We start from the raw sequence: 21,530 nt of genomic DNA, 5'->3' as shown, positions 1-21,530 counted from the left end.
TACAATGCTTTCGACAGAAGAAAAAATCACTCGGGATTCCAAGTATTTTCTGCATACGCCAACTGCTGTGGCAAAGTCTCTTTTTCTGTACCCTGTTGTCATGGGAAGTTTTGAATACCTGCCGGGTTACGCCCTTGAAAGAAGCCGGTTCGACAGTTATCTAATTATACTGATAGAGAGCGGAACCATGGAAATATTGCTCGGCAATAAATTTCATATGGCGGCAAAAGGCGAGGCTGTTCTGATTGACTGCTACAAGCCTCACGCCTATAGGACCAATACAGGCTGTAAAACTCTGTGGCTCCATTTTGACGGGCAATCTGCAAAGGGCTATTACGATTATCTTGTAAAAGAGAGGGGGAATATCATAGCTCTTTCGAGCTTTAAATCATCCCGTGATATTCTTGCAGGACTGATTGAGAATTCAGAGAAGCACTTGTCAGCAAGCGAGGCTCAGATGAGCATTATGATCGGCAATCTCCTCCTGGAATTGTCATCCGGCACATCTCATGAACAAAGCGCAAAAGAGGATGGCATAAAGCGGGTTACCGCCTATCTTACGGAGAATTTCGCCCAAAAGATATCTCTTGAGGAAATGGCTGATATGGCAGGTCTCTCGCCCTATCACTTCACCAGAAAATACAAAAAAGAAACCGGCGTGACTCCACACCAGTTTCTCTTATCAACCCGCATGTCAGCGGCTAAATATTGTCTTTCAAATACGAACATGACCATTTCTGAGATCACCGTTTCCTGCGGTTTTATCGACGAAAGCGCCTTCTGCTATACTTTTAAGAAAAGAGAAGGTATCACCCCTAACGAATACAGAAAGAATTCCGGATGACTGTGCGCCGGGATCAACTCGACTCTTTTAGCCTTTGCTTATCCTCACTCCTCCAATAAAGCAATTGCTTTTTCCATAGATACACATTCAGCAAATCTGCCGGGCCACATCATTTCGTTATAGTATTTATAGGTGGTCTCTGCATCCATGTAATCATTGTCAAAAGTGGAGTTTGTCCCTTCCGGGATGATCACCTTATAGCCTCTCTCAAAAGCAGATTTTACTGTCGCATCTATGCAGAAGTTCGTCTGAAGTCCAATGATCATCAGCTCTTTTTCACCTGTCTGCTTCAGATATTCAGCAAGATCAGCATTCCCGAAGCAGCTGTTAATTGTCTTGCAAAAGACCTTTCCATTCCCCACAGGTGCAACCTGATCTGCAATCTCAAACGCCTCATCGGCAGTGGAAAAGCCCGATCCCGGGCCATCGTCATGCTGTACGTAGATTACTTCCACATTGTTTTTTCTCGCTGCGTCTATAAGCCTTGTTATGTTCGATATAAATGATTCGTAGGCATACAGCCTGTCATTTGTTATTCCCTTTTGAACATCTACGACAAGTAGTTTCATAACTGTTTTCTCCGCTTAGTTTCTACCCTAAATGCCTTGTTTTGGGCATTTACAGGATAAGTTGCTGTTTACCTGCTGCGTACGGTAGAAAGCTCAGGGCTACTGTATGCAGTTGGTGGCAACATTACATCCGCTTTTTACTAATACCTTTAATAAATGTTTTCTTTAACTCATTAGGTTTATAAAAGAATTGTTTTTCACCTTTGCTTAATCTATTCTCATCTCTTTTGATTCTTAAAAGGTCTATAGAGCACAAGAAATCTGCTGCCTGCAATAAACGATACTTTTGTGGCTCTGCCTTTCTAAACTCAACATTCGATAATTGAATAGAAAAAATAGCATTTAGAATTGATCCCAACTCTCGCTGGCCATTATCATAATATACAATAACCTTGTCAAAAACTTTCAAAAAATCCATATGTTCAGAAAGCATCTGATTGATTGCCTTACCAAGTTTTCCTGATAATTGAACCCTATCGTTTGCTTCCTTTCTATTTATGGCTATTGTGCAAAAAACTATTGGGCATTTCATAACGAAATTGAACATCTTATAGAGCAATTGTCTTCTCTCGTCCAATGAATAATTTTCAAATATTCCCTCTTTTCGTATGACAGGTCCTGTATGAATATATTCAATATCCAAACCGGATTCTTTTACACTATTTTCTAATCTTCTTGTATTCTCTGAAATATCTTCATTTTGGTCATGAAAAACAAAAGTGACAAGATAATAATCTCTTATATCTCTCGTTTCCCCAAAATCTCCAGATTCATCGATAAATACACTTAATTCTTTCATACTGTTACTCCAAAAAAAATGACGGGAAATTCTTCCCGCCTACGGTGATCCAAAGAGCTTTCGCTCAGATCAATATTATAATAACATATATTGGGCTTTGTTTCAATTATATCTTATGGCAAGAATCAGCATTCATTTGAATCCGCTTACAGTTCTTTTGACATTAATATAAAGCCTTCATCCGCAGCAGGCTTCATATCCTTGTCTCTTGCGCAGGGATCAAAGAAACACTCCTTAATCTTCCTGTTAAATCCCATATGATCATACATTTTTTTGTTGCCTTCTTCGTCCATACCCACACCTATCGTTGCCAAAGAAAAGTTCTTTGACTTCAGATCGGATAATGCTGTATTCATCAACATACTTCCGTATCCTTTGCCGCGATACTCCTTATTGACGCGGAATGCACATAAATAGGCTATATCCTTGCCATCAGCGAAGTCTTTATCCTCCAGCTCCAGAAAAGAGTAAAGTTCTCCGACGATATTTTCTTCATCACACAGACTCCAGAATATGGCATTTCCCGATTCGATATTATCATAGAAAAAGCGGGCAGTGGGAGTTGCCTCACTGTAATTACTATAGTTCCAAAGGGAAAGCATATCTCTGGCAGATTTTTGTCTGATAGTAAAGCTTGTTTCCGGATTATTCATGTTGCCCGTGACCAGCTCAACAATCTTTAGATCACATTCATCTACATATCCGATATCTTCTTTAAAGTCCCATAGGCGTATCTTATCCATCTCATCTTCAGCGATATGCGAAAATGGAGCAAGGGTCGGCATAGTACCGTAAAACACTGCCTGATACTTTATTGTTCCCTTCGGATCTTTTATCTTAAATAACCCTTTAAACTCGAGATCAGTCTGGCGCTGATGAGTTTCTTCATATAGCTCTCTAATAGCAGCCTCTCGCGCTGTTTCTCCGGGTTCTATTCCTCCCGCCGGAAATTCCCATTGCTGCCTCCAGGAATTGAAACCGATCAGGTATTCACCATTAACTGATATAACGGCAAAAGAGCCGGTAACATTATCAAAATCACCTATATCATCTTCGCTTACTTTCAAGTATTCCAATAGCGTCCATCCACTTTTATTATGTGCCAACATAAACTTAAAATCCTTTATCCCCAGATGTTATTTCATACTATCACAGAATTCCTAATCCTGTTTGTCTTATCTCCTCAAGCTGCTCTGCTCTCAGTGTACCCGCCCTATACAGTTTAAGATATTCATTTTCAATTGACGAGTCAAAGATCAGCAGATCATCAGTATTTATGGTAACTCTAACACCATTCTCCACCAATATTTTGATTGGATGTGTTTTATAATCCTTTGCAAATCCCAGCATTACATTGCTACTGGGACAGACATTAACCTTTATATGATTATCCGCAAGAAATATCATGGTTTCTTTTGATGTTGATGCATTAATTCCATGATGCACCTCTGATAGGCCAAGAATCTCCACAGCCCTTCTGACATCTTCAGCTGAACCCGTTTCTCCAACATGCATCTTCTTAGTTAAATGATACTTCTCAGCTTTCCTGTATAGTGGGAGAAAAGCTTCAAATGGCTGAACATTTTCTCCGGCGCAAATATCAATTGCCTTGAAGTATCCTGAACTGGCATATTTATCGAATTCATCTGCCTCTTGTTCCACGTTTCCAAAAGAGGGATAGGTCAGCTCAGCTTCAAAGATACTATCAGGACAATACGCTTTATGGAACCCTTCTATAAGCTCTTGAAACCCCTTTACCGTTCCTACCTGATCCACTTCAGCTGTACCAAAATTCATTACAAGACGAGTTATATTATTTCGCCCGGCTTCAGCAAAAGCGCCCTCCCATCTAAGCAGCATATTCTCATATCCATCACAAAAGGGCTTTATAGAGGACCTAAACCATGCCTGCATACCTTCCAGGCCATCAAGTCGCTGTGGTGGCTTTGGAATGTCAACATGTAGCTGTTCAGATAGCCATTCACGCCTACAACCTTTTGTCGAGTGATTATGGAGGTCACTTTTAGGTGCAGATAATAGTTTATTTATATTATTTTCTTTTAAGCCTTCTACAAAAATATTCCCCACACCAATCCTCCCTTTGAGTTTTTTGGTATTGCAGTATTGTAACAAAAGAGGTATGCCTCGTAAACACATATATAAAAAAAGACCCGGTACAAATGTACCGAGTCTTCTGAAATCTGCCATAGCAGATGATCATCTCTTTGAGAACTGAGGAGCTCTACGAGCCTTCTTGAGACCGTATTTCTTTCTCTCCTTCATACGAGGATCTCTTGTAAGAAATCCAGCCTTCTTAAGAACAGGTCTGTACTCATCTGAATCAGCCTGAAGAAGTGCTCTTGAAATGCCGTGTCTGATTGCACCGGCCTGGCCAGTTGTTCCGCCGCCCTTAACAGTTACAACAACATCAAACTTGTCTGATGTCTCTGTAGCAACGAGAGGCTGACGAACGATAACCTTAAGAGTCTCAAGACCAAAATACTCATCGATAGGTCTCTTGTTGATTGTTATATTTCCATTTCCGGATACAAGGTATACTCTAGCGATTGACTTTTTTCTTCTACCTGTTCCGTAGTAATTAGCTGACTTTGCCATTTTAGATTCTCCTTTCGACTACCCGATTAAAATGTTAATACTTCAGGCTTCTGAGCTGCATGTGGATGCTCAGCACCTGCATATACATGGAGCTTGCTGTACATATCTCTTCCAAGAGATCCCTTAGGAAGCATTCCCTTAACAGCGTGCTCAACAACTCTCTCAGGGTGTGTCTCAAGCATCTGACGAAGTGAGAACTCCTTGTGATGTCCAACATAGTCTGTGTGGTGCCAGTACATCTTCTGATCAAGCTTCTTACCAGAAACTTTGATCTTATCAGCGTTGATTACGATTACGAAATCACCTGTGTCGATGTTTGGTGTGTAAATAGGCTTGTTCTTACCTCTAAGTACGTTTGCAACGTTAGAAGCAAGACGTCCAAGTGTCATATCAGTAGCATCAACTACATACCACTTTCTCTCTACTGTAGTTGCACTAGGCATAAATGTTTTCATTGTGTTTCCTCCATTACCAGATTAGAACAATTACTTAAAATTTGTTACTACTCTGCGCAACCCTTCACCTGATTGTGCAGTATATGAACATATTGAGGCTTACCGGGACATCAATATGCCACTTAGCTTAAATGAGGACATAGTTATACTACGTCACACAGTAAGATATTATATGACTATCTGCCAATATTTGTCAACAATTATTTGCATTTTCCAAAGGCCCGGGAATTCCATTCAGGAACTTGTATTCCATCAGGAAAAGACCTTGTGGAGGAGCTGTCGGTCCTGCTGCCGATCTGTCTTTTGCTTCAAGCATCCCTGTTATATCCGAAGGCTTGCCCTTGCCCCTTCCTATCTGAAGCAGCGTTCCGGCGATGATCCTCACCATATTGTAGAGGAATCCGTTACCTGTCACGGAAATAATGACTTCATCACCCTCGCGCCTCACATTGACATCCTTGATGGTACGCACATGAGTCAGCGCCTGGGACTGAACATTGCAAAAGCTCGTAAAATCGTGCTCTCCAACCAGATATTTTCCCGCTTTCTGCATCACATCCACATCCAGAGGCATACTGAAATGATAGGTGTAATGTCTTTTCACAGGGATCTCAAACTGAGTGTTGAGAACGCGATATTCGTAAGTTTTCTCTGTATCGCAGTGCCTTGGGTGAAAGTCCGCAGCAACATCCTGCGACTTCACCACTCTTATGTCGTCCGGCAATATATGATTCAGGGCAAAAGAGAATTTCTCTCCCGGAATTGAACTGGCAGTATCGAAAACAGCTATGTTCCCATAGGCGTGAACCCCGGCATCAGTCCTGCTGGCGCCGATAACCTGCACCTCTTCTCCCGTAAGCCCATGAATTGCGCGGTTTAACATCTCTTCAATTGTGTTGTGGGTGCTCGTCTGAAGTGCCCAGCCGTTGTAGGCTGTTCCGTCATAGGACACCACCAGCATCACACGTCTTTTCTCACTCATCAGCTCTTTTACCAAAATTATCTAAAAAGGATCCTGCCAAATACGATGCAGCAGACCACATATCCGAAAATCACAGCAAGTCCGACAATATCAATCCTCTTGTAAACAAGCGGTTTCATCTTGGTCCTGCCCTCTCCGCCGCGATAGCATCTCGCTTCCATGGCCATTGCAAGGTCGTTGGCTCTTCTGAATGCGGATATAAACAGTGGTACAAGTAGCGGAACAAGGCTCTTGGCTCTGTTCATGATGGATCCGCTCTCAAAATCCGCGCCTCTTGCCATCTGTGCCTTCATGATCTTGTCCGTCTCCTCCATGAGGATAGGGATAAATCTGAGGGCAATAGACATCATCATTGAAATCTCATGTACCGGAACCCTTAGTTTCTTGAGGGGTTTGAGAAGATCCTCAAGACCGTCTGTAAGGTTATTGGGAGTCGTCGTAAGGGTCATCAGAGATGATCCGGTAATAAGGAACACAAGCCTTATTCCCATCATGATCGCAAGCTTCAGACCTTCCTTGGTGATCTGCAGCTTCCAGAAACTCACCAGAGGCTCTCCCGGCGTCAAAAACAGATTGAAGACCATTGTTATCATAAGCAGGAAAAAAATCGCTTTCATGCCCCTAAAAATGAATTTTGGAGGCACATTTGAAAGCTTTATGCAGATGACAAGAAAAAGTCCCGCAATGACATATCCTATGAAATTCTTGACCAGAAACAGGGAAATAATAAAGGAGAAGGTTCCAACAATCTTGACTCTCGGGTCAAGGGCGTGGATCACCGATTCCGTCCTATAATATTGTCCCAGTGTAATATCTCTAAGCATTATTTACCCAGCGCCTTTAAAATCTCTTTTTTTGCCTCTTCCAGAGTTGTAATATCAGTACTCACATCAAAACCTGCGGCCTTAAGCTCCTGCATGCAGTATGTTACCTGAGGCGCAGCAAGTCCTATCTCTTCAAGTTCCTTATAATGGGAAAAGACCTCTCGGGGCTCCGCATCAAAGGCTACCCTGCCCTTGTTCATTACGATGATCCTCTCAACGTAATCCGCAACATCCTCCATACTGTGGCTCACAAGAATAATGGTGATGCCCATGGTCTTGTGAAGATCAGATATGAGATTCAGTATATCCTCGCGTCCCTTGGGATCCAGACCGGCTGTAGGCTCATCAAGGATAAGTATCTCAGGCTTCATGGCAAGAACACCCGCGATAGCCACTCTTCTCTTTTGGCCGCCGGAAAGATCAAACGGGGACTGATAAAAGTAATCATCATCAAAGCCAACCTGTTTCAAAGCCTCGTACGCCCTCAGCTCAACTTCCTTCTGTGAAAGTCCCAGGTTCTTGGGTCCAAAGCACACATCCTTAAAACAGTCTGACTCAAACAGCTGATGCTCAGGATACTGGAAAACAAGGCCAACCTTGGCTCTGAGCTTCTTTTTGTCATAATCCTTCTCGTTGATGTCCTCGTTGTTGAAAAATACCTGACCGCTTGACGGCTTGACCAGTCCGTTCATGTGCTGGATCAGCGTCGACTTACCTGACCCCGTATGTCCGATAAGCCCGATGAACTGGCCGTCGGGAATCTTCAATGACACATCAACAAGAGCTGCGCTGGCCATGGCAGTGTCTTCATCATATATGTAATTTACGTGATTTAAAATTATCGACATGCCTTAAGGGCCTCCACAAGCTCTTTTCTCGTAAGGATTGGATTAGGGAGCGGAACACCGCTCTTTCTGAGTTCATGTGCAAGAAGCGTCACCTGCGGAACGCCGAGCTTGAGCGCCTTGAGCTTGTCCACCTGTGCAAAGATCTCTCTTGGAGTTCCCTCCATGACAACCTTGCCCTTGTCCATGACAAAGACCTTGTCCGCATCCACAACTTCTTCCATATAGTGAGTTATAAGAATAACCGTGATTCCTTCAACCTGATTAAGTCCTCTGGCAGCTCTTATTACTTCCTTTCTGCCGTTGGGATCCAACATGGCTGTAGGCTCGTCCATTATGATGCACTTGGGATGCATAGCAATTACGCCGGCAATGGATACTCTCTGCTTCTGACCGCCGGAAAGATGGTTCGGAGAAGACTTTCTGAATTTGTCCATACGGACAGCCTTAAGACTCTCATCCACTCTCTCCCAGATCTCATCTGTTGGAACGCCCATATTCTCAGGGCCAAAGCCGACATCCTCTTCTACAACCTGTCCGATTATCTGATTATCAGGGTTCTGGAAGATCATGCCCGCTTCCTGTCTGACATCCCAGAGATGGTCGTCATCCTCTGTCAGCATCCCGTCAACATAGACCTCACCCTCAGTAGGATAAAGTAGCGCATTAAAATGTTTGGCAAGCGTTGACTTGCCTGAACCATTGTGGCCCAAAATAGCAATAAACTGCCCGGGCTCCACAGAAAGGTTGACATCATCAATGGCTCTTGTGATGCCCTCAACGTTACCTTCCTCGTCGCGCCTTATATATTCAAATACCAGTTTGTCTGTACGGATCATTTTCTTCATAACAGTGCTAATTTTACTAGATTTCAAGGGATAATACAACTTTAAGCGCTTCGCATGATATAATTTTTATATGTGATCGCGATCACGGACAAAACCAAAAGGAGCTGCTACGTAATGAAAAAGATCAGAAACATAACTGCATTCTATAATTCAGGCAGTTACACCTTTATGTCTGACGTAATGAGCTTTATTGAAAACAGCTTAAACGAGATGTCTGTCGGCAAAAAACTCATTCAAAAAACCGAACTGATCTCCGAGGAAATAATAGCTGACCTTCTAAAGCACGCTCCGTCAAATACCGATCTGAGGATCCAGGTCAAACAGTTCTTTGGCGAAACCAGTGTCAATCTGTCCATGAAGGGTGAGGAGTTTTCACCCTATTCCGATGAAGATGACCTCAGCGAAGATGCCAGCGTCAGCGCCATTCGTGCTGTCCTTTTGCGTTCCTTCGGCGAGAATTTCAAATACAGAAACAAAAACAATATTAACCACGTCAGGATAGTTGCCGGCCAGTCAGAGCAAAAGCTCAACAACTCCGCTATTTATGCGCTTTTCCTTGGACTGGCATTCGGATTTCTTGCGAAATTTCTTTTCCCTGCCTCCGTTAACACCGGGCTCTGCACCTACATATTAGAGCCCATCAAAACCATATTCATGAATGCCATTAGGATCATCATTGCTCCGGTGGTATTCTTTTCCATTGTTTCCTGCTTCTCGCAATTTACAAATCTTTCGGAAGTCGGCAAGATCGGCAGCCGTGTCATATCAATGTATCTCCTGACCACGGTAATCGCTGTTGTTTTAGGCATTGGTATCTTTCACCTCGTACAGCCCGGAGAATTCGGCTTCGCACTGAGTTCCGGAATCGCCACTCAGGCTGTAAACGTGGATACTTCTGTGGACACATCCATAATGTCGACGCTACTCAATATCGTGCCTTCCAACTTCTTATCTCCATTCCTTGAATCCGATACCCTCCAGTTGATCTTTCTGGCTATGCTGTGCGGAATCTCTGTCGGAATGGTGGGTAAGTACTCTTCTATGCTAAAAGAGCTTTTTGATGCCCTGAACACACTGTTTTTAACCATCACAACTCTGATAACCAGATTTATTCCGCTTGCAGCTTTTGTTTCAATATCACTTCTTGTTATTAAGCTCGGCGGAGATTCGCTTCTTTCAATACTTAGCGTCACACTGACACATACCGGTGCGATCCTTTGCATGATGTGCATATACGGACTTCTGATCCTTATTATCGGCAGACTCAACCCTCTTAAGTTTTTTAAAAACGACAAGGAAGGAATATTTACCAGCTTAACGCTTTCTTCCAGCTCAGCAGCAATGCCCACAAACATGAGAATCTGCACCGAGAAGCTGGGCGTTTCACCAAAGGTTGCAAATTTCTCCATTCCTCTCGGAGCAACCATCAACATGGATGGTGTATGTCTTTACCTGACCATAATCGGTCTCTTTTTGGCAAAAGCCTATGGCATCGTAGTTGACCTGCCTTCGCTTATTTCCCTGACATTCACCATAATAATGCTCTCTCTGGGAGCACCGGGCGTTCCCGGATGTGCATTCATCTGCCTCGGTGTCGTAGCGGAATCACTTAACATTCCTATCGAAGCGCTGGGCCTTATTATCGCCATCAATCCTATTCTTGACATGACTGATACAATGTCCAATACTACAGGAGACATGGCTACTGCGGTAATTGTCGCAAGCAATGAAGGTCTACTGGACCTTGAAAAATATAACAGCTGAGGTAATAACACAATGAGGTTTAAGTATTTAAAAGAGTTTGCACTTCTGGCGGGAGTCATCATCGTAGCAGCTGCAGGTGCAAGGCTTCTTGCAGGAGGCGAGACTCTTTCGGATTATGCAAAAAAGAATCCTGAAACAGCTGCAGTTTCATCATCTGTAGAAGAGATTCAGGAACCGGAACCTGAGCCGGTAAAAGAGCCCGAGCCTGAAGTTGAAGTTATCGTCACCCCCGATCCTGAGCCGGAAATCATCGAAGAACCGGAACCCGAGCCCGAACCGGAACCTGATACCGAGCCATCACCTGAGAGGATCACCTACATGGATGGATTTTACTATGAACCTATATCCAATGATGTTTTCAAGCGCATATCAGGAATATCCTATCCTGTTGACTGCACAGTATCACTTGATGAACTCAGGTATATGGGTCTAAAGTATATTGATTTTAACGGAGAAACACAGACCGGAGAGCTCATCTGCAACAAAGCTCTCGCTGAAGATATGGTAGAAATCTTCTACGAACTCTATACTAACGATTATCGAATTGAAAGTGTAAGACTTGTTGATGAATACGGTGGTGATGATACAGCATCAATGCTCGCCAACAACACTTCATGTTTTAACTATCGCGTAGTTGAAGGAACAACCAAGCTTTCCAATCATGCCTACGGCAGAGCAATTGATCTCAATCCATTCTATAACCCGTACGTTACGTATAACAAAGACGGTACCACAAAGATATCTCCTGAGGGCAGTGAAGCTTACGCTGACAGATCTGCTTCATTCCCTTACAAGATTGACGAAAACGATCTGGCTTATAAGCTCTTTAAGGAACATGGTTTTAAGTGGGGTGGAGACTGGAATAATAGTAAAGACTATCAGCACTTCGAAAAAAAGTAACCCCGCAACGACCACGGACTCGGAATTGCTCCGCAATCCCTCGTTGTTGCGGCAGTCGCCGCATGAAATAAAAAAGAGATGTATTTCGGCATAAATGCCGAATACATCTCTTTTATTATTTCGCGTGGCTCGTTGCTCACACAAGCTCAAGAACAACCATCATTGCTGCGTCGCCTTTTCTCTGACCGATCTTAACGATTCTTGTATAACCACCCTTACGTCCAGCGTACTTAGGGCCATACTCATCGAAAAGCTTAGCTACGAGATCAATTTCCTTTGTGTTTCTCTTTCTTCCTGCCTTCTCAGTAGGAACCTCAGTTACAGGGTAAAGAGTCTTAAGAAGCTGACGTCTAGCGTGCATACGTGAAGGCATATCCTTCTTGATTTCCTTCTTAACAGTTGTATACTTAGTAACCTTCTTGCCATCTACAACTTCTTTTACTCTCTTGCCATCTTTGTCCTTCTCAGGAACCTTAGCTTCAACAGTAACTGTCTCGAAGTTGTCCTTCTCCTTAGCTGCAAGAGTGATCATAGGCTCTACGATCTTCTTGATTTCCTTAGCTCTTGCCTCTGTGGTAATGATCTTACCATTGTAAAGAAGTGCTGTTACCTGGTTACGAAGAAGTGCTCTTCTAGGTTTTGTTGCTTTTCCAAGCTTTCTGTACATTGCCATTTTAAATTACTTCCTTTCTCATCTGCAGGGTTCCCCCTGCTGTGGTACATCAAAGGATGCTCATCGGTCTTACTCCTTAGATGCTGTTAATGATCCATTATGAGAATCCACCTCAGTACGCATCGGATTTACCTTTAGCGGAAATCATATAACAAAATTATTCGCCGTCCTGTCTGAGTGAAAGTCCGAGCTCATCAAGCTTAGCAAGAACCTCCTCAAGTGACTTACGTCCAAGATTACGAACCTTCATCATATCGTCAGAAGTCTTGTTTGCAAGCTCCTGAACGGTATTGATGCCTGCTCTCTTAAGGCAGTTGAATGAACGAACTGAAAGCTCAAGTTCATCAATTGACATTTCGAGAACCTTGCCCTTCTCATCATCTTCTTTCTCTACCATAACCTCAGCGGTCTTAGCATTCTCGGAAAGATCAATGAACAGGCTCAAGTGCTCACTGAGAACCTTAGCTGCAAGGCTTACAGCCTCGTCAGGACCAAGTGTTCCATCCGTGTGAACATCAAGTGTAAGCTTATCAAAGTCAGTAACCTGACCTACACGAGTGTTCTCTACAGTTACATTTACTCTCTCAACAGGAGTGTAGATAGAATCGATAGCGATCACACCGATAGGAAGATCACCTGTCTTATTCTTGTCAGAGCTTACATATCCTCTTCCCTTTGTGATGGTGAGCTCCATGTAGAGCTTAGCATCCTTGCCGGAAAGTGTGGCGATAACCTGATCAGGATTCATGATCTCGATATCCTGGTCAACCTGAATATCAGAAGCCTTTACTACGCCCTCACCATTGAACTCAATATATGCAGTTTTTGGCTCGTTTGTATCAGAACTGTTCTTGATTGAAAGGTTCTTGATGTTCATGATGATCTCAGTTACATCTTCCTTAACTCCGGGAATAGAACTGAACTCATGTAATACGCCTTCGATTTTGACCTGACTTACTGCTGCTCCTGGTAATGAAGAGAGCATAATCCTACGAAGGGAATTGCCCAGTGTAATACCGTAACCTCTCTCAAGAGGCTCGACTACGAATTTACCATACTTCTTATCATCTGAGATTTCAGCAACTTCAATATTTGGTCTTTCAAAATCAAACACTGATATACCCTCCTTATGTGGTTTGTTAACATTTTATAATAATAATGAATTGCAATGCAATTATTATTTAGAGTACAACTCGACGATAAGCATCTCGTCTACAGGAACGTCGATAGCTTCTCTTGAAGGAAGCTCCTTGATTGTACCCTGGAGGTTTTCCTTGTTAACATCGATCCACTCAGGAACAAGTCTACCTGCAGTGATCTCTGAGATATCCTTGAATCTCTGGATGTTCTTTGCAGCCTCTTTTACTTCGATAACATCACCTGCTTTGATGAGGTATGAAGGAATGTTGATAACCTTGCCATTTACAGTGATGAACTTGTGAAGAACAACCTGTCTAGCTTCTCTTCTTGTTCTTGCAAATCCCATTCTGAAAACTACGTTATCAAGTCTTGTCTCAAGAATTGTCATAAGGTTTGAACCTGTCTGACCCTTCATTCTATCAGCCCTGTCATAGTAGTTTCTGAAAGGCTTCTCAAGTACTCCGTAAATGAACTTAGCCTTCTGCTTCTCACGAAGCTGAAGTCCGTACTCACTCATCTTCTTACCAGCTCTAGCTGATGTTCTCTTTGACTTCTTGTCATATCCAAGGAATGTTGGATCAAGATCAAGAGATCTGCATCTCTTTAAAACGGGAACTCTGTTTACTGCCATTGTTTGGCTCCTTTCTTTTTCTCAGATGAATTCTTCATCTGATGTTGTTTACAATGCTTTAAATCTTAATTCGCACCTTCGTCCAACGAGTTAATTGTCAAAAATAATAATCTATATTTGCACATGTAACCCGCAAACATTGGGTTTAGATTAAACCCTACGACGCTTAGGTGGTCTGCATCCGTTATGTGGTACAGGTGTTACGTCTGTGATAGATGTAACTGTAAGGCCGCTTGCAGCAAGAGCTCTGATTGCAGCTTCTCTTCCTGATCCTGGTCCCTTAACGAATACATCAACAGTCTTAAGGCCGTGAATAAGTGCAGCCTTAGTTGCTGTCTCTGCAGCTACCTGTGCAGCATAAGGAGTAGATTTCCTTGAACCCTTAAATCCCAGACCACCGGCACTTGCCCAGCTAAGAGCGTTTCCTGCAGCATCTGTCAATGTAACGATTGTGTTGTTGAAAGATGACTGGATGTGTGCCTGTCCGTGTTCAACGTTTTTCTTGACACGTTTCTTAGCAGCTGATTTCTTTGCTGCTGATGATTTCTGATTTGCCATTTTAAACTAACCTACTTTCTTCCTATAAATCTTTGTTTTTTGTTACTGTTCTGAACTCGCCATGCCCGGGCTCATTTTTCAAAAGCTACTGAAGATTATTTCTTCTTGTTAGCGATTGTTCTCTTTGGTCCTTTTCTTGTTCTTGCATTTGTCTTGGTTCTCTGACCACGGCAAGGAAGTCCTCTTCTGTGACGTACGCCTCTGTAACATCCGATCTCTGTGAGTCTCTTGATGTTCATGGCAACTTCTCTTCTAAGGTCACCTTCTACATCGTAGTCGTTACCGATGATCTCGGCAATTCTCTTTACTTCTTCGTCTGTAAGATCACGAACACGTGTGTCCGGATTTACTTTTGCTGCTTCAAGAATCTTGTTTGAGCTTGTTCTACCGATACCGTAGATGTATGTCAAACCGATCTCTACTCGCTTATCTCTAGGTAAATCAACACCTGCAATACGAGCCATTTAAAAATCCTCCATAAAAATAAATAATAATGATAAAAAATAGTTACTTGTTTGATTGGGGCCATATAAGGTTACGCCCAATCGGACAGAAACGGGTCCGATCTTTCCAATACGCTATAGATCAGCATGTTCTATATTGGTATCAAAAAGTAATCCGAAAACGGCTCGAATTAACCCTGTCTCTGTTTGTGCTTAGGGTTGTCACAGATAACTCTGATAACGCCCTTTCTCTTGATAACCTTGCACTTTTCGCACATAGGCTTAACAGAAGACCTAACTTTCATTGTTACTCCTTTCTTACGCATGGATAAAATGCCTTGAGAAGGGCATAATATGCCCTTCTCACAAAAAGACCGACTTATAATATAACATAACTGAAATCAATACGCAACAGATTTTTTACAAAAAATCGATTATTTTTCGATTTACTCTTCTTCTATATTGTTGAAACTAACGCCTCTGTTGATATCGCCCTTATAATTCTCTCCGAAATTGTAATCATTTCCGGGAAGAATTGCATTTAAAATAATTCCGAGCAGTGCTGCAATTGCCAGTGAAGTAAGTGTTATTGATGTGCTTCCGACTGTAAATGTAATTCCGTCTGTAAATCCGAGTCCGGATACAAGAATAACCGCAGCGACTATCAGGTTTCTAGATTTTGTAAAGTCAACCTTGTTCTCAACTACATTCCTTACACCGATTGCAGAGATCATTCCGTATAACACAAAGCTTATTCCGCCGATGATAGCTGTAGGCATTGTACCTATTACATCAGCAATCTTAGGAATGAAACTGACGATTATTGCATAAACAGCTGCAATTCGTACTACCTTGGGATCGTATACTTTGGAGAGCTCAAGGACTCCTGTATTCTCACCGTATGTTGTATTTGCAGGGCCTCCGAACAATCCTGCAAGAGCAGTTGCAAGTCCGTCACCGAGCAGTGTCCTGTTAAGACCGGGATCTTCGATGAAGTTGTTTGAAGTTGTTGCGGAAATAGCTGAGATATCTCCAACATGCTCCATCATGGTTGCAATTGCGATAGGAGCCATTACAAGAATTGCTGTAACATCAAATTTGGCAATTACAAATTTGGGAACTCCGACCCATGCAGCCGTAGCTATAGGTGCATAATCAATAATTGCGGAGCCGTCAGCATTTGTCATACCAAGAGCCTGGAATATTACTGCAACAACATAAGAGATAACAACGCCCATAAGGATAGGAATGATCTTCCACATTCCTTTGCCCCATATATTAAAGAAAATTACAACCAGAAATGCTATGATAGCCAGAATCCAATTGGCCGATGCATTAGAAATCGCAGATGGCGCAAGTGAAAGTCCGATACAGATGATGATCGGGCCCGTTACGACAGGAGGAAGGAAATGCATAACCTTCTTAACCCCTACCAGCTTAAAGATAAGCGCAAGAACAAGATAAAGAAGTCCTGCAACTACAATACCTCCGCATGCATATGGAAGTTTCTCCCCATAAGTCATGTTAGCGTATTTTCCGGTATTAAGATTTGCTACTGTGGCAAAGCCGCCGAGAAATGCGAATGATGATCCCAGAAAAGCCGGAACCTTGAATTTAGAACAAAGATGAAACAGAAGTGTTCCAAGTCCTGCAAAGAATAGTGTGACCTGAACCGATAGTCCCTCGCCGTTAAAGTAACCGTTGACCAAAATAGGAACTAGAATTGTGGCGCCGAACATAGCAAACATGTGCTGTAGTCCAAGTATCGCCATTTTAGGTTTCCCCAGTGTTGTGGCATCATAAATAGCCTGTCTTTTTTCTCCCATATTCTCCTCCAATCTGAAATTGTGTAGACCCTTCAATTCATCAGTATAGCACAAAAAACCGGGGTGTTAATCACCCCGGTAAAATTATTTGCATTCTTCCAGAATATATTTTGCTTTACCGCCCTGCTTGGCTTTATAAAGGGCTGCATCAGCTGCTTTGTAAAGCTCATCAAATGTATGTCCCTGTGTATCTTCCACTATTCCGATACTGCAGGTAAATCCTCTTGCATCGTCTATTTCTGTGGTTCTGAATTCATGAATAATACTTCGGCATCGCCTGTCGACAAAGCCGTCCGGCATCTCGCCAAGTACCAGAACCATAAACTCATCACCGCCCACTCTTCCGATCACATCATCCGGGTGAAAATACCCCTTAAGAATTTCCGAGAAGAGCTTTAAGGTTTTATCTCCTGTCTGGTGGCCATACTTGTCATTGACATTCTTGAAATCATCCAGGTCAAATATGAACAGCATACACCTGGCTCCCAGTACACGTCTGCCAAGATAGTTCCTGCTTTCCTCCTCAAATGATACCTTGTTTAAAAGACCTGTAAGAAGGTCTGTCTGACTCTTTTTAACCAGCTGTGCACTATCCTCGTGTCTCGACAGTGAACTGTGTATGATAGCTGAAAAGCAGAACATAGATGCAAGCACCGATAATGCGGTTACAGTAATATCATTGATAAAAAGAGTTTCGCTCTTAAAATACGAATCCATCAAGATGAATACTATACCCATTACCACTTTATACAGACACATTACCCAGAAATAATCCATATAAAGGGCAGACAAAAGAACTATTGCCACCGGGAAAAATACCGCTCTGGACTTCTGATAAATATATATATCCGCAAAGGAAAAGGCAACAATGACAAGTGTATAGACAAAAAGGGCATAGATTCGTACCACTCCAAAACTGAGTTCTTTACCGGCAACAAACCTGTTAATAAAAAACAGAATGACAAGTACACCTATTGCAGGCAAAAATCCTGCATGATGCGGAATTCCATTTCCAACTGCAATAGCGAAAGTAGTGAATATAACACTTAAGGCAATAAAAAAAGTCAGCATGCCGCCTACAGTATAGGCGTTTTCACCTGCTAACCTTTTCTTGTTCATATCTATATAGTAATTATTATCATCATAACTTTGATATATCTTTTCAAGCATAGCACCCTCTCAAATGAGATTCTGCAAATATAATTATCAGTTATGAATATATTTTACCACAAATTATCGATATGTTATTATTTATCTCTCCAAATGATTCTGCCCTTTGTAAGATCATAAGGTGAAAGCTCAAGTGTTACCTTATCACCCGGGAGAATTCTGATGAAGTTCTGTCTGAGCTTGCCGCTGATATGAGCAAGAACAACGTGTCCGTTCTCGAGCTCAACCTGGAACATTGTGTTGGGCAGCTTCTCAATAACCTTACCTTCAATTTCAATTACATCAGCCTTTGACATCTTTTTCCTCCTTAAATCCTTACTGTCAAATGATAGTCAGTATCTCTGGTTCACCATCCGTGATGGCTATTGTATTCTCATAATGGGCAGACAGCTTACCATCAACGGTAACTACTGTCCATTCGTCATCCAACCAGCCTACATATCTCTCTCCGAGAGTAATCATGGGTTCGACACATATGGTCATGCCTTTTTTAAGCTTAGGTCCCGGCCAAAACTTTTTGTAGTTTGGTACTATCGGGTCTTCATGCAGGCTCTTGCCTATTCCATGTCCCGTAAGCTCTCTGACAACGCCATATCCGTGACCGGTCACATAATCATCAACTGCCCTTGATATTTCATGCAGTCTGTGCCCTGCTCTGGCTTTTTTGATGCCTTCAAAAAAGCTGTCCCTGGCCACATCAATAAGATCCTGTGCTTCGTCACTGATCTTGCCGACGCCCCATGTCCTTGCTGCGTCAGAATGAAAGCCTTTATATATAAGTCCCGTGTCGAAGGTGACAATGTCACCTTCAACAAGGATCCTATCTTTACTTGGTATTCCGTGAACGACTTCGTCATTCACAGATATGCAAACAGAGGCAGGAAATCCCTCATAGTTCTTGCAGTTTGGTATTCCACCAAGTGCACGGATAGCCTTCTCGCCGATCTCATCCAGCTCAAAGGTAGAGATTCCGGGTCTTAGAGCAGCATGCAGTTCATCATGAACTTTTGCTAAAAGATGCCCCGACTGTCGCATAAGTTCTATTTCTTCATCAGTTTTGATCGTAATAGCCATATTCTTATGCGTTTAAGATATTAACAATATCACTGAAAACTTCCTGCATGTCTTTTGTTCCGTCTACTGACTTCAAGATGTTCTTCTTGTTGTAGTAGTCAATAAGAGGCTGAGTCTGCTCATGATAAACTGATAATCTGTTCTGTACTGTCTCAGGCTTATCATCGTCTCTCTGAACAAGCTCGCTTCCACATTTATCACAGATTCCTTCCTGCTTTGGAGGAATGTGCTCAATATGATAGGTTGCGCCACACTTAAGGCATGCTCTTCTTCCTGACATTCTGCGAACAATGTTCTCATCCGGAACATCTACATTGATTGCGAAATCAACCTTGTCGCCGAGCTTGGTAAGCTCTTTATCAAGAACATCTGCCTGTGGGATGGTACGTGGGAATCCGTCAAGAACATATCCGTTCTTGCAATCATCAGCAGCTACTCTGTCAAGAAGAATCTCAACAGTAAGCTCATCAGGTACGAGCTGTCCCTTGTCCATAAACTCCTTGGCCTTTTTGCCAAGTTCTGTACCGTTCTTAATGTTGGCTCTGAAGATATCTCCTGTAGAGATGTGCGGAATATTAAACTTCTCCGCGATCATCTTAGCCTGTGTTCCTTTTCCTGCACCAGGTGCACCTAACATAATAATTTTCATACTCATTCACCCTTCTCAAAAATTAAGATAAGAGGTTTCAAGATCTGCAAAGCGCAGACCCTGACGCCTCTTATTATTGTATCATAGCTTAATCTTCCAGGAAACCTTTGTAATTACGAACAAGCATCTGTGATTCAATCTGCTTGATTGTCTCAAGGATAACACTTACTACGATGATAAGTGATGTTCCTCCGAATGAAACACTTGCGCCAAATACACCATTAAAGAAGATTGGAAGTACACCGATAATTGTCAGTCCACATGCTCCAATGAAAATGATGTAGTTGAGGATACCTGTAAGGTAATCACTTGTAGGCTTACCGGGTCTGATTCCGGGTATAAATCCGCCCTGCTTCTTCATATTATCTGCAATCTCAATAGGATTGAAGGTAATTGATGTATAGAAATACGCGAAGAAGATAAGTAATAAAATGTAAACTAAAAGTCCAATTGAATAATTCCAATGGTTTGGATTGCACCAGTTACTCTGGTTGAGGTAGGCAAGAACCTTACCCCAAGCACCTGATCCCTGATAACCAGCCAGCTGGCTGATGATGATTGGGAACTGGAAGAGTGACATAGCAAAGATGATAGGCATAACACCTGCAGTGTTGACCTTCAGAGGAATCTCTGAACGCTGACCACCGTAGCTCTTTCTTCCCTGAATCTTCTTAGCATACTGTACAGGAATCCTGCGCTCAGCACCGTTAAGAAGAACTACAAGTACTACCATTGCAACTATAACAGCTAAAATAATAACTGCTGAAACCACTCCCCTAGCAATAGGCTTTCCACTTACGAACTGCTCAAATAATGAGCTGATGTCTGACGGCATTCTTGAAAGAATGTTAATAGTCAGGACAATAGAAATTCCGTTTCCAACCCCATTCTCGGTGATTCTCTCACCAACCCACATCAGGAATGCACTACCAGCTGTAAGAGCTGCTACAATCTGAACTACGATGAAAGGATTCTGCTCTGTGAGGAATCCTGTGTTTCTGTAGAAACCGATTGCCATTGCGATGGACTCGATAAGCGCTAATGCGATAGTGATGTATCTTGTAAGCGCTGTAAGTTTCTTTCTTCCATCCTCGCCGTCTCTCTGCCATTCCTCAAACTTGGGAATTGCAATTGTGAGAAGCTGAATGATAATGGAAGATGTGATGTACGGTGTGATATTGAGTGCCAGAATTGACATGTTCTCAAATGATCCACCGGTGAATCGATCCATAAAGCCAAAAGCATCACTCTCTGTAAGTCCGGAAAACCAGTTACGGAAAACAGCTGTGTTCATTCCCGGTACGGGAATAGCTGATCCGAGTCTGATTACGCAGAGCATTAAGAAAGTAAAAAGAATCTTCATTCTTATTTCTTTGACCTTTAATGCATTCATTAGGGATTTAAACATTAGATCACCTCTGTTGTTCCACCAAGTGCCTCGATCTTCTCCTTAGCTGCTGCACTGAAAGCATTAGCCTTAACCGTAAGCTTCTTAGTAATCTCGCCGTTTCCAAGGATCTTAACTCCATCAAGCTCTTTCTTGATTATACCCTGATCCTTGAGTGCCTGTACATCTACAACTGCACCATCTTCAAATACGTCAAGAGCACAAACGTTGATTCCAACGATATTCTTATGATTGATATTCTTGAAGCCTCTCTTAGGAAGTCTTCTGAACAGAGGCATCTGACCACCTTCGAAACCAGGTCTTGGTGCTCCAGAACGAGCCTTCTGACCCTTGTGTCCCTTACCGGCTGTCTTACCGTTTCCTGAACCATGTCCACGGCCTCTTCTAAAATTATCGCTCTGAACAGAACCCTCAGCGGGTCTTAAGTTGGATAATTCCATGATATTCCTCCTTATTATTGCCGAAACCCCAAGCGCTATACGCAGCCAAAGGCCACTCGCGCTATCGTAAAA

26 protein-coding genes are annotated in these 21,530 nt (G+C 42.6%); 3 read left to right on the top strand and 23 right to left on the bottom strand.

Going from position 1 to position 21,530, the window contains the following annotated elements; genetic code table 11:
* Window positions 1-4: 4 nt before the first annotated feature.
* Window positions 5-844: an AraC family transcriptional regulator gene (locus tag G590_RS0104050; RefSeq protein WP_022764392.1), complete on the top strand. Its 840-nt coding sequence runs from the start codon at window positions 5-7 to the stop codon at window positions 842-844.
* Between the two features lie 44 nt (window positions 845-888).
* Here G590_RS0104050 and G590_RS0104045 read toward each other — a convergent pair whose 3' ends face one another.
* From G590_RS0104045 to G590_RS0104000, 10 genes are all read right to left on the bottom strand, one after another.
* Window positions 889-1,413 (bottom strand): cysteine hydrolase family protein, encoded by a 525-nt coding sequence (locus G590_RS0104045; protein ID WP_022764391.1) that lies wholly within the window; start codon window positions 1,411-1,413, stop codon window positions 889-891.
* A gap of 124 nt (window positions 1,414-1,537) precedes the next feature.
* Window positions 1,538-2,212 (bottom strand): DUF3800 domain-containing protein, encoded by a 675-nt coding sequence (locus G590_RS0104040; protein ID WP_022764390.1) that lies wholly within the window; start codon window positions 2,210-2,212, stop codon window positions 1,538-1,540.
* 146 nt (window positions 2,213-2,358) lie between these two features.
* Window positions 2,359-3,288, bottom strand: a complete 930-nt coding sequence (locus G590_RS20980; protein ID WP_196802467.1) for a GNAT family N-acetyltransferase — start codon at window positions 3,286-3,288, stop codon at window positions 2,359-2,361.
* 73 nt (window positions 3,289-3,361) lie between these two features.
* Window positions 3,362-4,420, bottom strand: coding sequence for an adenosine deaminase (locus tag G590_RS0104030; RefSeq protein ID WP_022764388.1), 1,059 nt, complete (start codon window positions 4,418-4,420; stop codon window positions 3,362-3,364).
* A 9-nt stretch (window positions 4,421-4,429) separates the two neighbouring features.
* Window positions 4,430-4,828 (bottom strand): 30S ribosomal protein S9, encoded by a 399-nt coding sequence (gene rpsI, locus G590_RS0104025; protein WP_022764387.1) that lies wholly within the window; start codon window positions 4,826-4,828, stop codon window positions 4,430-4,432.
* Between the two features lie 26 nt (window positions 4,829-4,854).
* Window positions 4,855-5,283 (bottom strand): 50S ribosomal protein L13, encoded by a 429-nt coding sequence (gene rplM / locus G590_RS0104020; protein ID WP_022764386.1) that lies wholly within the window; start codon window positions 5,281-5,283, stop codon window positions 4,855-4,857.
* A gap of 193 nt (window positions 5,284-5,476) precedes the next feature.
* Window positions 5,477-6,265, bottom strand: a complete 789-nt coding sequence (truA, locus tag G590_RS0104015) for a tRNA pseudouridine(38-40) synthase TruA (protein WP_026493911.1) — start codon at window positions 6,263-6,265, stop codon at window positions 5,477-5,479.
* 17 nt (window positions 6,266-6,282) lie between these two features.
* Window positions 6,283-7,089: an energy-coupling factor transporter transmembrane component T family protein gene (locus G590_RS0104010; RefSeq protein WP_022764384.1), complete on the bottom strand. Its 807-nt coding sequence runs from the start codon at window positions 7,087-7,089 to the stop codon at window positions 6,283-6,285.
* Window positions 7,089-7,937, bottom strand: coding sequence for an energy-coupling factor transporter ATPase (locus G590_RS0104005; RefSeq protein WP_022764383.1), 849 nt, complete (start codon window positions 7,935-7,937; stop codon window positions 7,089-7,091). Before G590_RS0104005 ends, G590_RS0104010 begins: the two co-directional genes overlap by 1 nt.
* Window positions 7,928-8,773: an energy-coupling factor transporter ATPase gene (locus tag G590_RS0104000; RefSeq protein WP_022764382.1), complete on the bottom strand. Its 846-nt coding sequence runs from the start codon at window positions 8,771-8,773 to the stop codon at window positions 7,928-7,930. The genes G590_RS0104005 and G590_RS0104000 overlap by 10 nt, the downstream gene beginning before the upstream one ends.
* A gap of 123 nt (window positions 8,774-8,896) precedes the next feature.
* Between G590_RS0104000 and G590_RS0103995 the strand changes: the two genes are divergently transcribed.
* Together G590_RS0103995 and G590_RS0103990 are read left to right on the top strand one after the other, a co-directional pair.
* Complete coding sequence (locus G590_RS0103995; RefSeq protein ID WP_022764381.1) at window positions 8,897-10,546, top strand: dicarboxylate/amino acid:cation symporter; 1,650 nt, start codon at window positions 8,897-8,899, stop codon at window positions 10,544-10,546.
* A 12-nt stretch (window positions 10,547-10,558) separates the two neighbouring features.
* Window positions 10,559-11,446, top strand: a complete 888-nt coding sequence (locus G590_RS0103990; protein ID WP_022764380.1) for a M15 family metallopeptidase — start codon at window positions 10,559-10,561, stop codon at window positions 11,444-11,446.
* A 136-nt stretch (window positions 11,447-11,582) separates the two neighbouring features.
* Here G590_RS0103990 and G590_RS0103985 read toward each other — a convergent pair whose 3' ends face one another.
* From G590_RS0103985 to rplO, 13 genes are all read right to left on the bottom strand, one after another.
* Window positions 11,583-12,119, bottom strand: a complete 537-nt coding sequence (locus G590_RS0103985; protein WP_022764379.1) for a bL17 family ribosomal protein — start codon at window positions 12,117-12,119, stop codon at window positions 11,583-11,585.
* A 157-nt stretch (window positions 12,120-12,276) separates the two neighbouring features.
* Window positions 12,277-13,233: a DNA-directed RNA polymerase subunit alpha gene (locus G590_RS0103980; protein ID WP_022764378.1), complete on the bottom strand. Its 957-nt coding sequence runs from the start codon at window positions 13,231-13,233 to the stop codon at window positions 12,277-12,279.
* 63 nt (window positions 13,234-13,296) lie between these two features.
* Window positions 13,297-13,890, bottom strand: coding sequence for a 30S ribosomal protein S4 (rpsD, locus tag G590_RS0103975; RefSeq protein ID WP_022764377.1), 594 nt, complete (start codon window positions 13,888-13,890; stop codon window positions 13,297-13,299).
* A gap of 150 nt (window positions 13,891-14,040) precedes the next feature.
* Window positions 14,041-14,448 carry a 30S ribosomal protein S11 gene (rpsK, locus tag G590_RS0103970; protein ID WP_022764376.1) on the bottom strand — a complete coding sequence of 136 codons (408 nt, stop codon included), beginning with the start codon at window positions 14,446-14,448 and terminating at the stop codon, window positions 14,041-14,043.
* 95 nt (window positions 14,449-14,543) lie between these two features.
* Window positions 14,544-14,912, bottom strand: coding sequence for a 30S ribosomal protein S13 (gene rpsM / locus G590_RS0103965; protein WP_022764375.1), 369 nt, complete (start codon window positions 14,910-14,912; stop codon window positions 14,544-14,546).
* A 170-nt stretch (window positions 14,913-15,082) separates the two neighbouring features.
* Entirely contained in the window at window positions 15,083-15,196 is a 114-nt protein-coding gene (rpmJ, locus tag G590_RS0103960; RefSeq protein ID WP_013280022.1) for a 50S ribosomal protein L36, read from the bottom strand.
* 141 nt (window positions 15,197-15,337) lie between these two features.
* Window positions 15,338-16,717 (bottom strand): uracil-xanthine permease family protein, encoded by a 1,380-nt coding sequence (locus G590_RS0103955; RefSeq protein ID WP_022764374.1) that lies wholly within the window; start codon window positions 16,715-16,717, stop codon window positions 15,338-15,340.
* Between the two features lie 84 nt (window positions 16,718-16,801).
* Window positions 16,802-17,887: a GGDEF domain-containing protein gene (locus tag G590_RS0103950; protein WP_022764373.1), complete on the bottom strand. Its 1,086-nt coding sequence runs from the start codon at window positions 17,885-17,887 to the stop codon at window positions 16,802-16,804.
* A 77-nt stretch (window positions 17,888-17,964) separates the two neighbouring features.
* On the bottom strand, window positions 17,965-18,183 hold the full coding sequence (gene infA, locus G590_RS0103945) for a translation initiation factor IF-1 (RefSeq protein WP_013280019.1): 219 nt from the start codon (window positions 18,181-18,183) through the stop codon (window positions 17,965-17,967).
* A 25-nt stretch (window positions 18,184-18,208) separates the two neighbouring features.
* A complete protein-coding gene (map, locus tag G590_RS0103940; RefSeq protein WP_026493909.1) occupies window positions 18,209-18,961 on the bottom strand; it encodes a type I methionyl aminopeptidase in 753 nt (250 codons plus the stop codon).
* A 4-nt stretch (window positions 18,962-18,965) separates the two neighbouring features.
* Window positions 18,966-19,610: an adenylate kinase gene (locus G590_RS0103935; RefSeq protein ID WP_022764371.1), complete on the bottom strand. Its 645-nt coding sequence runs from the start codon at window positions 19,608-19,610 to the stop codon at window positions 18,966-18,968.
* An 88-nt stretch (window positions 19,611-19,698) separates the two neighbouring features.
* On the bottom strand, window positions 19,699-21,018 hold the full coding sequence (gene secY / locus G590_RS0103930; protein WP_022764370.1) for a preprotein translocase subunit SecY: 1,320 nt from the start codon (window positions 21,016-21,018) through the stop codon (window positions 19,699-19,701).
* Complete coding sequence (gene rplO / locus G590_RS0103925) at window positions 21,018-21,458, bottom strand: 50S ribosomal protein L15 (RefSeq protein ID WP_022764369.1); 441 nt, start codon at window positions 21,456-21,458, stop codon at window positions 21,018-21,020. Before rplO ends, secY begins: the two co-directional genes overlap by 1 nt.
* Window positions 21,459-21,530: the final 72 nt, after the last annotated feature.

Origin of the sequence: Butyrivibrio sp. XPD2006, assembly GCF_000420865.1 — a bacterium.
Lineage (GTDB): Bacteria > Bacillota > Clostridia > Lachnospirales > Lachnospiraceae > Butyrivibrio.
This window is presented reverse-complemented; position numbering and strand designations above follow the sequence as displayed.

Coding starts and splice junctions, on each gene's coding strand:
- G590_RS0104040 (WP_022764390.1), bottom strand. CDS start 2,212: ATGAAAGAATTAAGTGTATTTATCGATGAATCTGGAGATTTTGGGGAA.
- rplO (WP_022764369.1), bottom strand. CDS start 21,458: ATGGAATTATCCAACTTAAGACCCGCTGAGGGTTCTGTTCAGAGCGAT.
- G590_RS0104030 (WP_022764388.1), bottom strand. CDS start 4,420: ATGGCAGATTTCAGAAGACTCGGTACATTTGTACCGGGTCTTTTTTTA.
- rpsM (WP_022764375.1), bottom strand. CDS start 14,912: ATGGCTCGTATTGCAGGTGTTGATTTACCTAGAGATAAGCGAGTAGAG.
- rpsI (WP_022764387.1), bottom strand. CDS start 4,828: ATGGCAAAGTCAGCTAATTACTACGGAACAGGTAGAAGAAAAAAGTCA.
- rplM (WP_022764386.1), bottom strand. CDS start 5,283: ATGAAAACATTTATGCCTAGTGCAACTACAGTAGAGAGAAAGTGGTAT.
- infA (WP_013280019.1), bottom strand. CDS start 18,183: ATGTCAAAGGCTGATGTAATTGAAATTGAAGGTAAGGTTATTGAGAAG.
- G590_RS0104000 (WP_022764382.1), bottom strand. CDS start 8,773: ATGATCCGTACAGACAAACTGGTATTTGAATATATAAGGCGCGACGAG.
- G590_RS0103985 (WP_022764379.1), bottom strand. CDS start 12,119: ATGGCAATGTACAGAAAGCTTGGAAAAGCAACAAAACCTAGAAGAGCA.
- G590_RS0104005 (WP_022764383.1), bottom strand. CDS start 7,937: ATGTCGATAATTTTAAATCACGTAAATTACATATATGATGAAGACACT.
- G590_RS0103995 (WP_022764381.1), top strand. CDS start 8,897: ATGAAAAAGATCAGAAACATAACTGCATTCTATAATTCAGGCAGTTAC.
- truA (WP_026493911.1), bottom strand. CDS start 6,265: ATGAGTGAGAAAAGACGTGTGATGCTGGTGGTGTCCTATGACGGAACA.
- map (WP_026493909.1), bottom strand. CDS start 18,961: ATGGCTATTACGATCAAAACTGATGAAGAAATAGAACTTATGCGACAG.
- G590_RS0104010 (WP_022764384.1), bottom strand. CDS start 7,089: ATGCTTAGAGATATTACACTGGGACAATATTATAGGACGGAATCGGTG.
- G590_RS0104050 (WP_022764392.1), top strand. CDS start 5: ATGCTTTCGACAGAAGAAAAAATCACTCGGGATTCCAAGTATTTTCTG.
- G590_RS0104045 (WP_022764391.1), bottom strand. CDS start 1,413: ATGAAACTACTTGTCGTAGATGTTCAAAAGGGAATAACAAATGACAGG.
- G590_RS0103990 (WP_022764380.1), top strand. CDS start 10,559: ATGAGGTTTAAGTATTTAAAAGAGTTTGCACTTCTGGCGGGAGTCATC.
- rpmJ (WP_013280022.1), bottom strand. CDS start 15,196: ATGAAAGTTAGGTCTTCTGTTAAGCCTATGTGCGAAAAGTGCAAGGTT.
- G590_RS0103950 (WP_022764373.1), bottom strand. CDS start 17,887: ATGCTTGAAAAGATATATCAAAGTTATGATGATAATAATTACTATATA.
- rpsK (WP_022764376.1), bottom strand. CDS start 14,448: ATGGCAAATCAGAAATCATCAGCAGCAAAGAAATCAGCTGCTAAGAAA.
- rpsD (WP_022764377.1), bottom strand. CDS start 13,890: ATGGCAGTAAACAGAGTTCCCGTTTTAAAGAGATGCAGATCTCTTGAT.
- secY (WP_022764370.1), bottom strand. CDS start 21,018: ATGTTTAAATCCCTAATGAATGCATTAAAGGTCAAAGAAATAAGAATG.
- G590_RS0103955 (WP_022764374.1), bottom strand. CDS start 16,717: ATGGGAGAAAAAAGACAGGCTATTTATGATGCCACAACACTGGGGAAA.
- G590_RS0103935 (WP_022764371.1), bottom strand. CDS start 19,610: ATGAAAATTATTATGTTAGGTGCACCTGGTGCAGGAAAAGGAACACAG.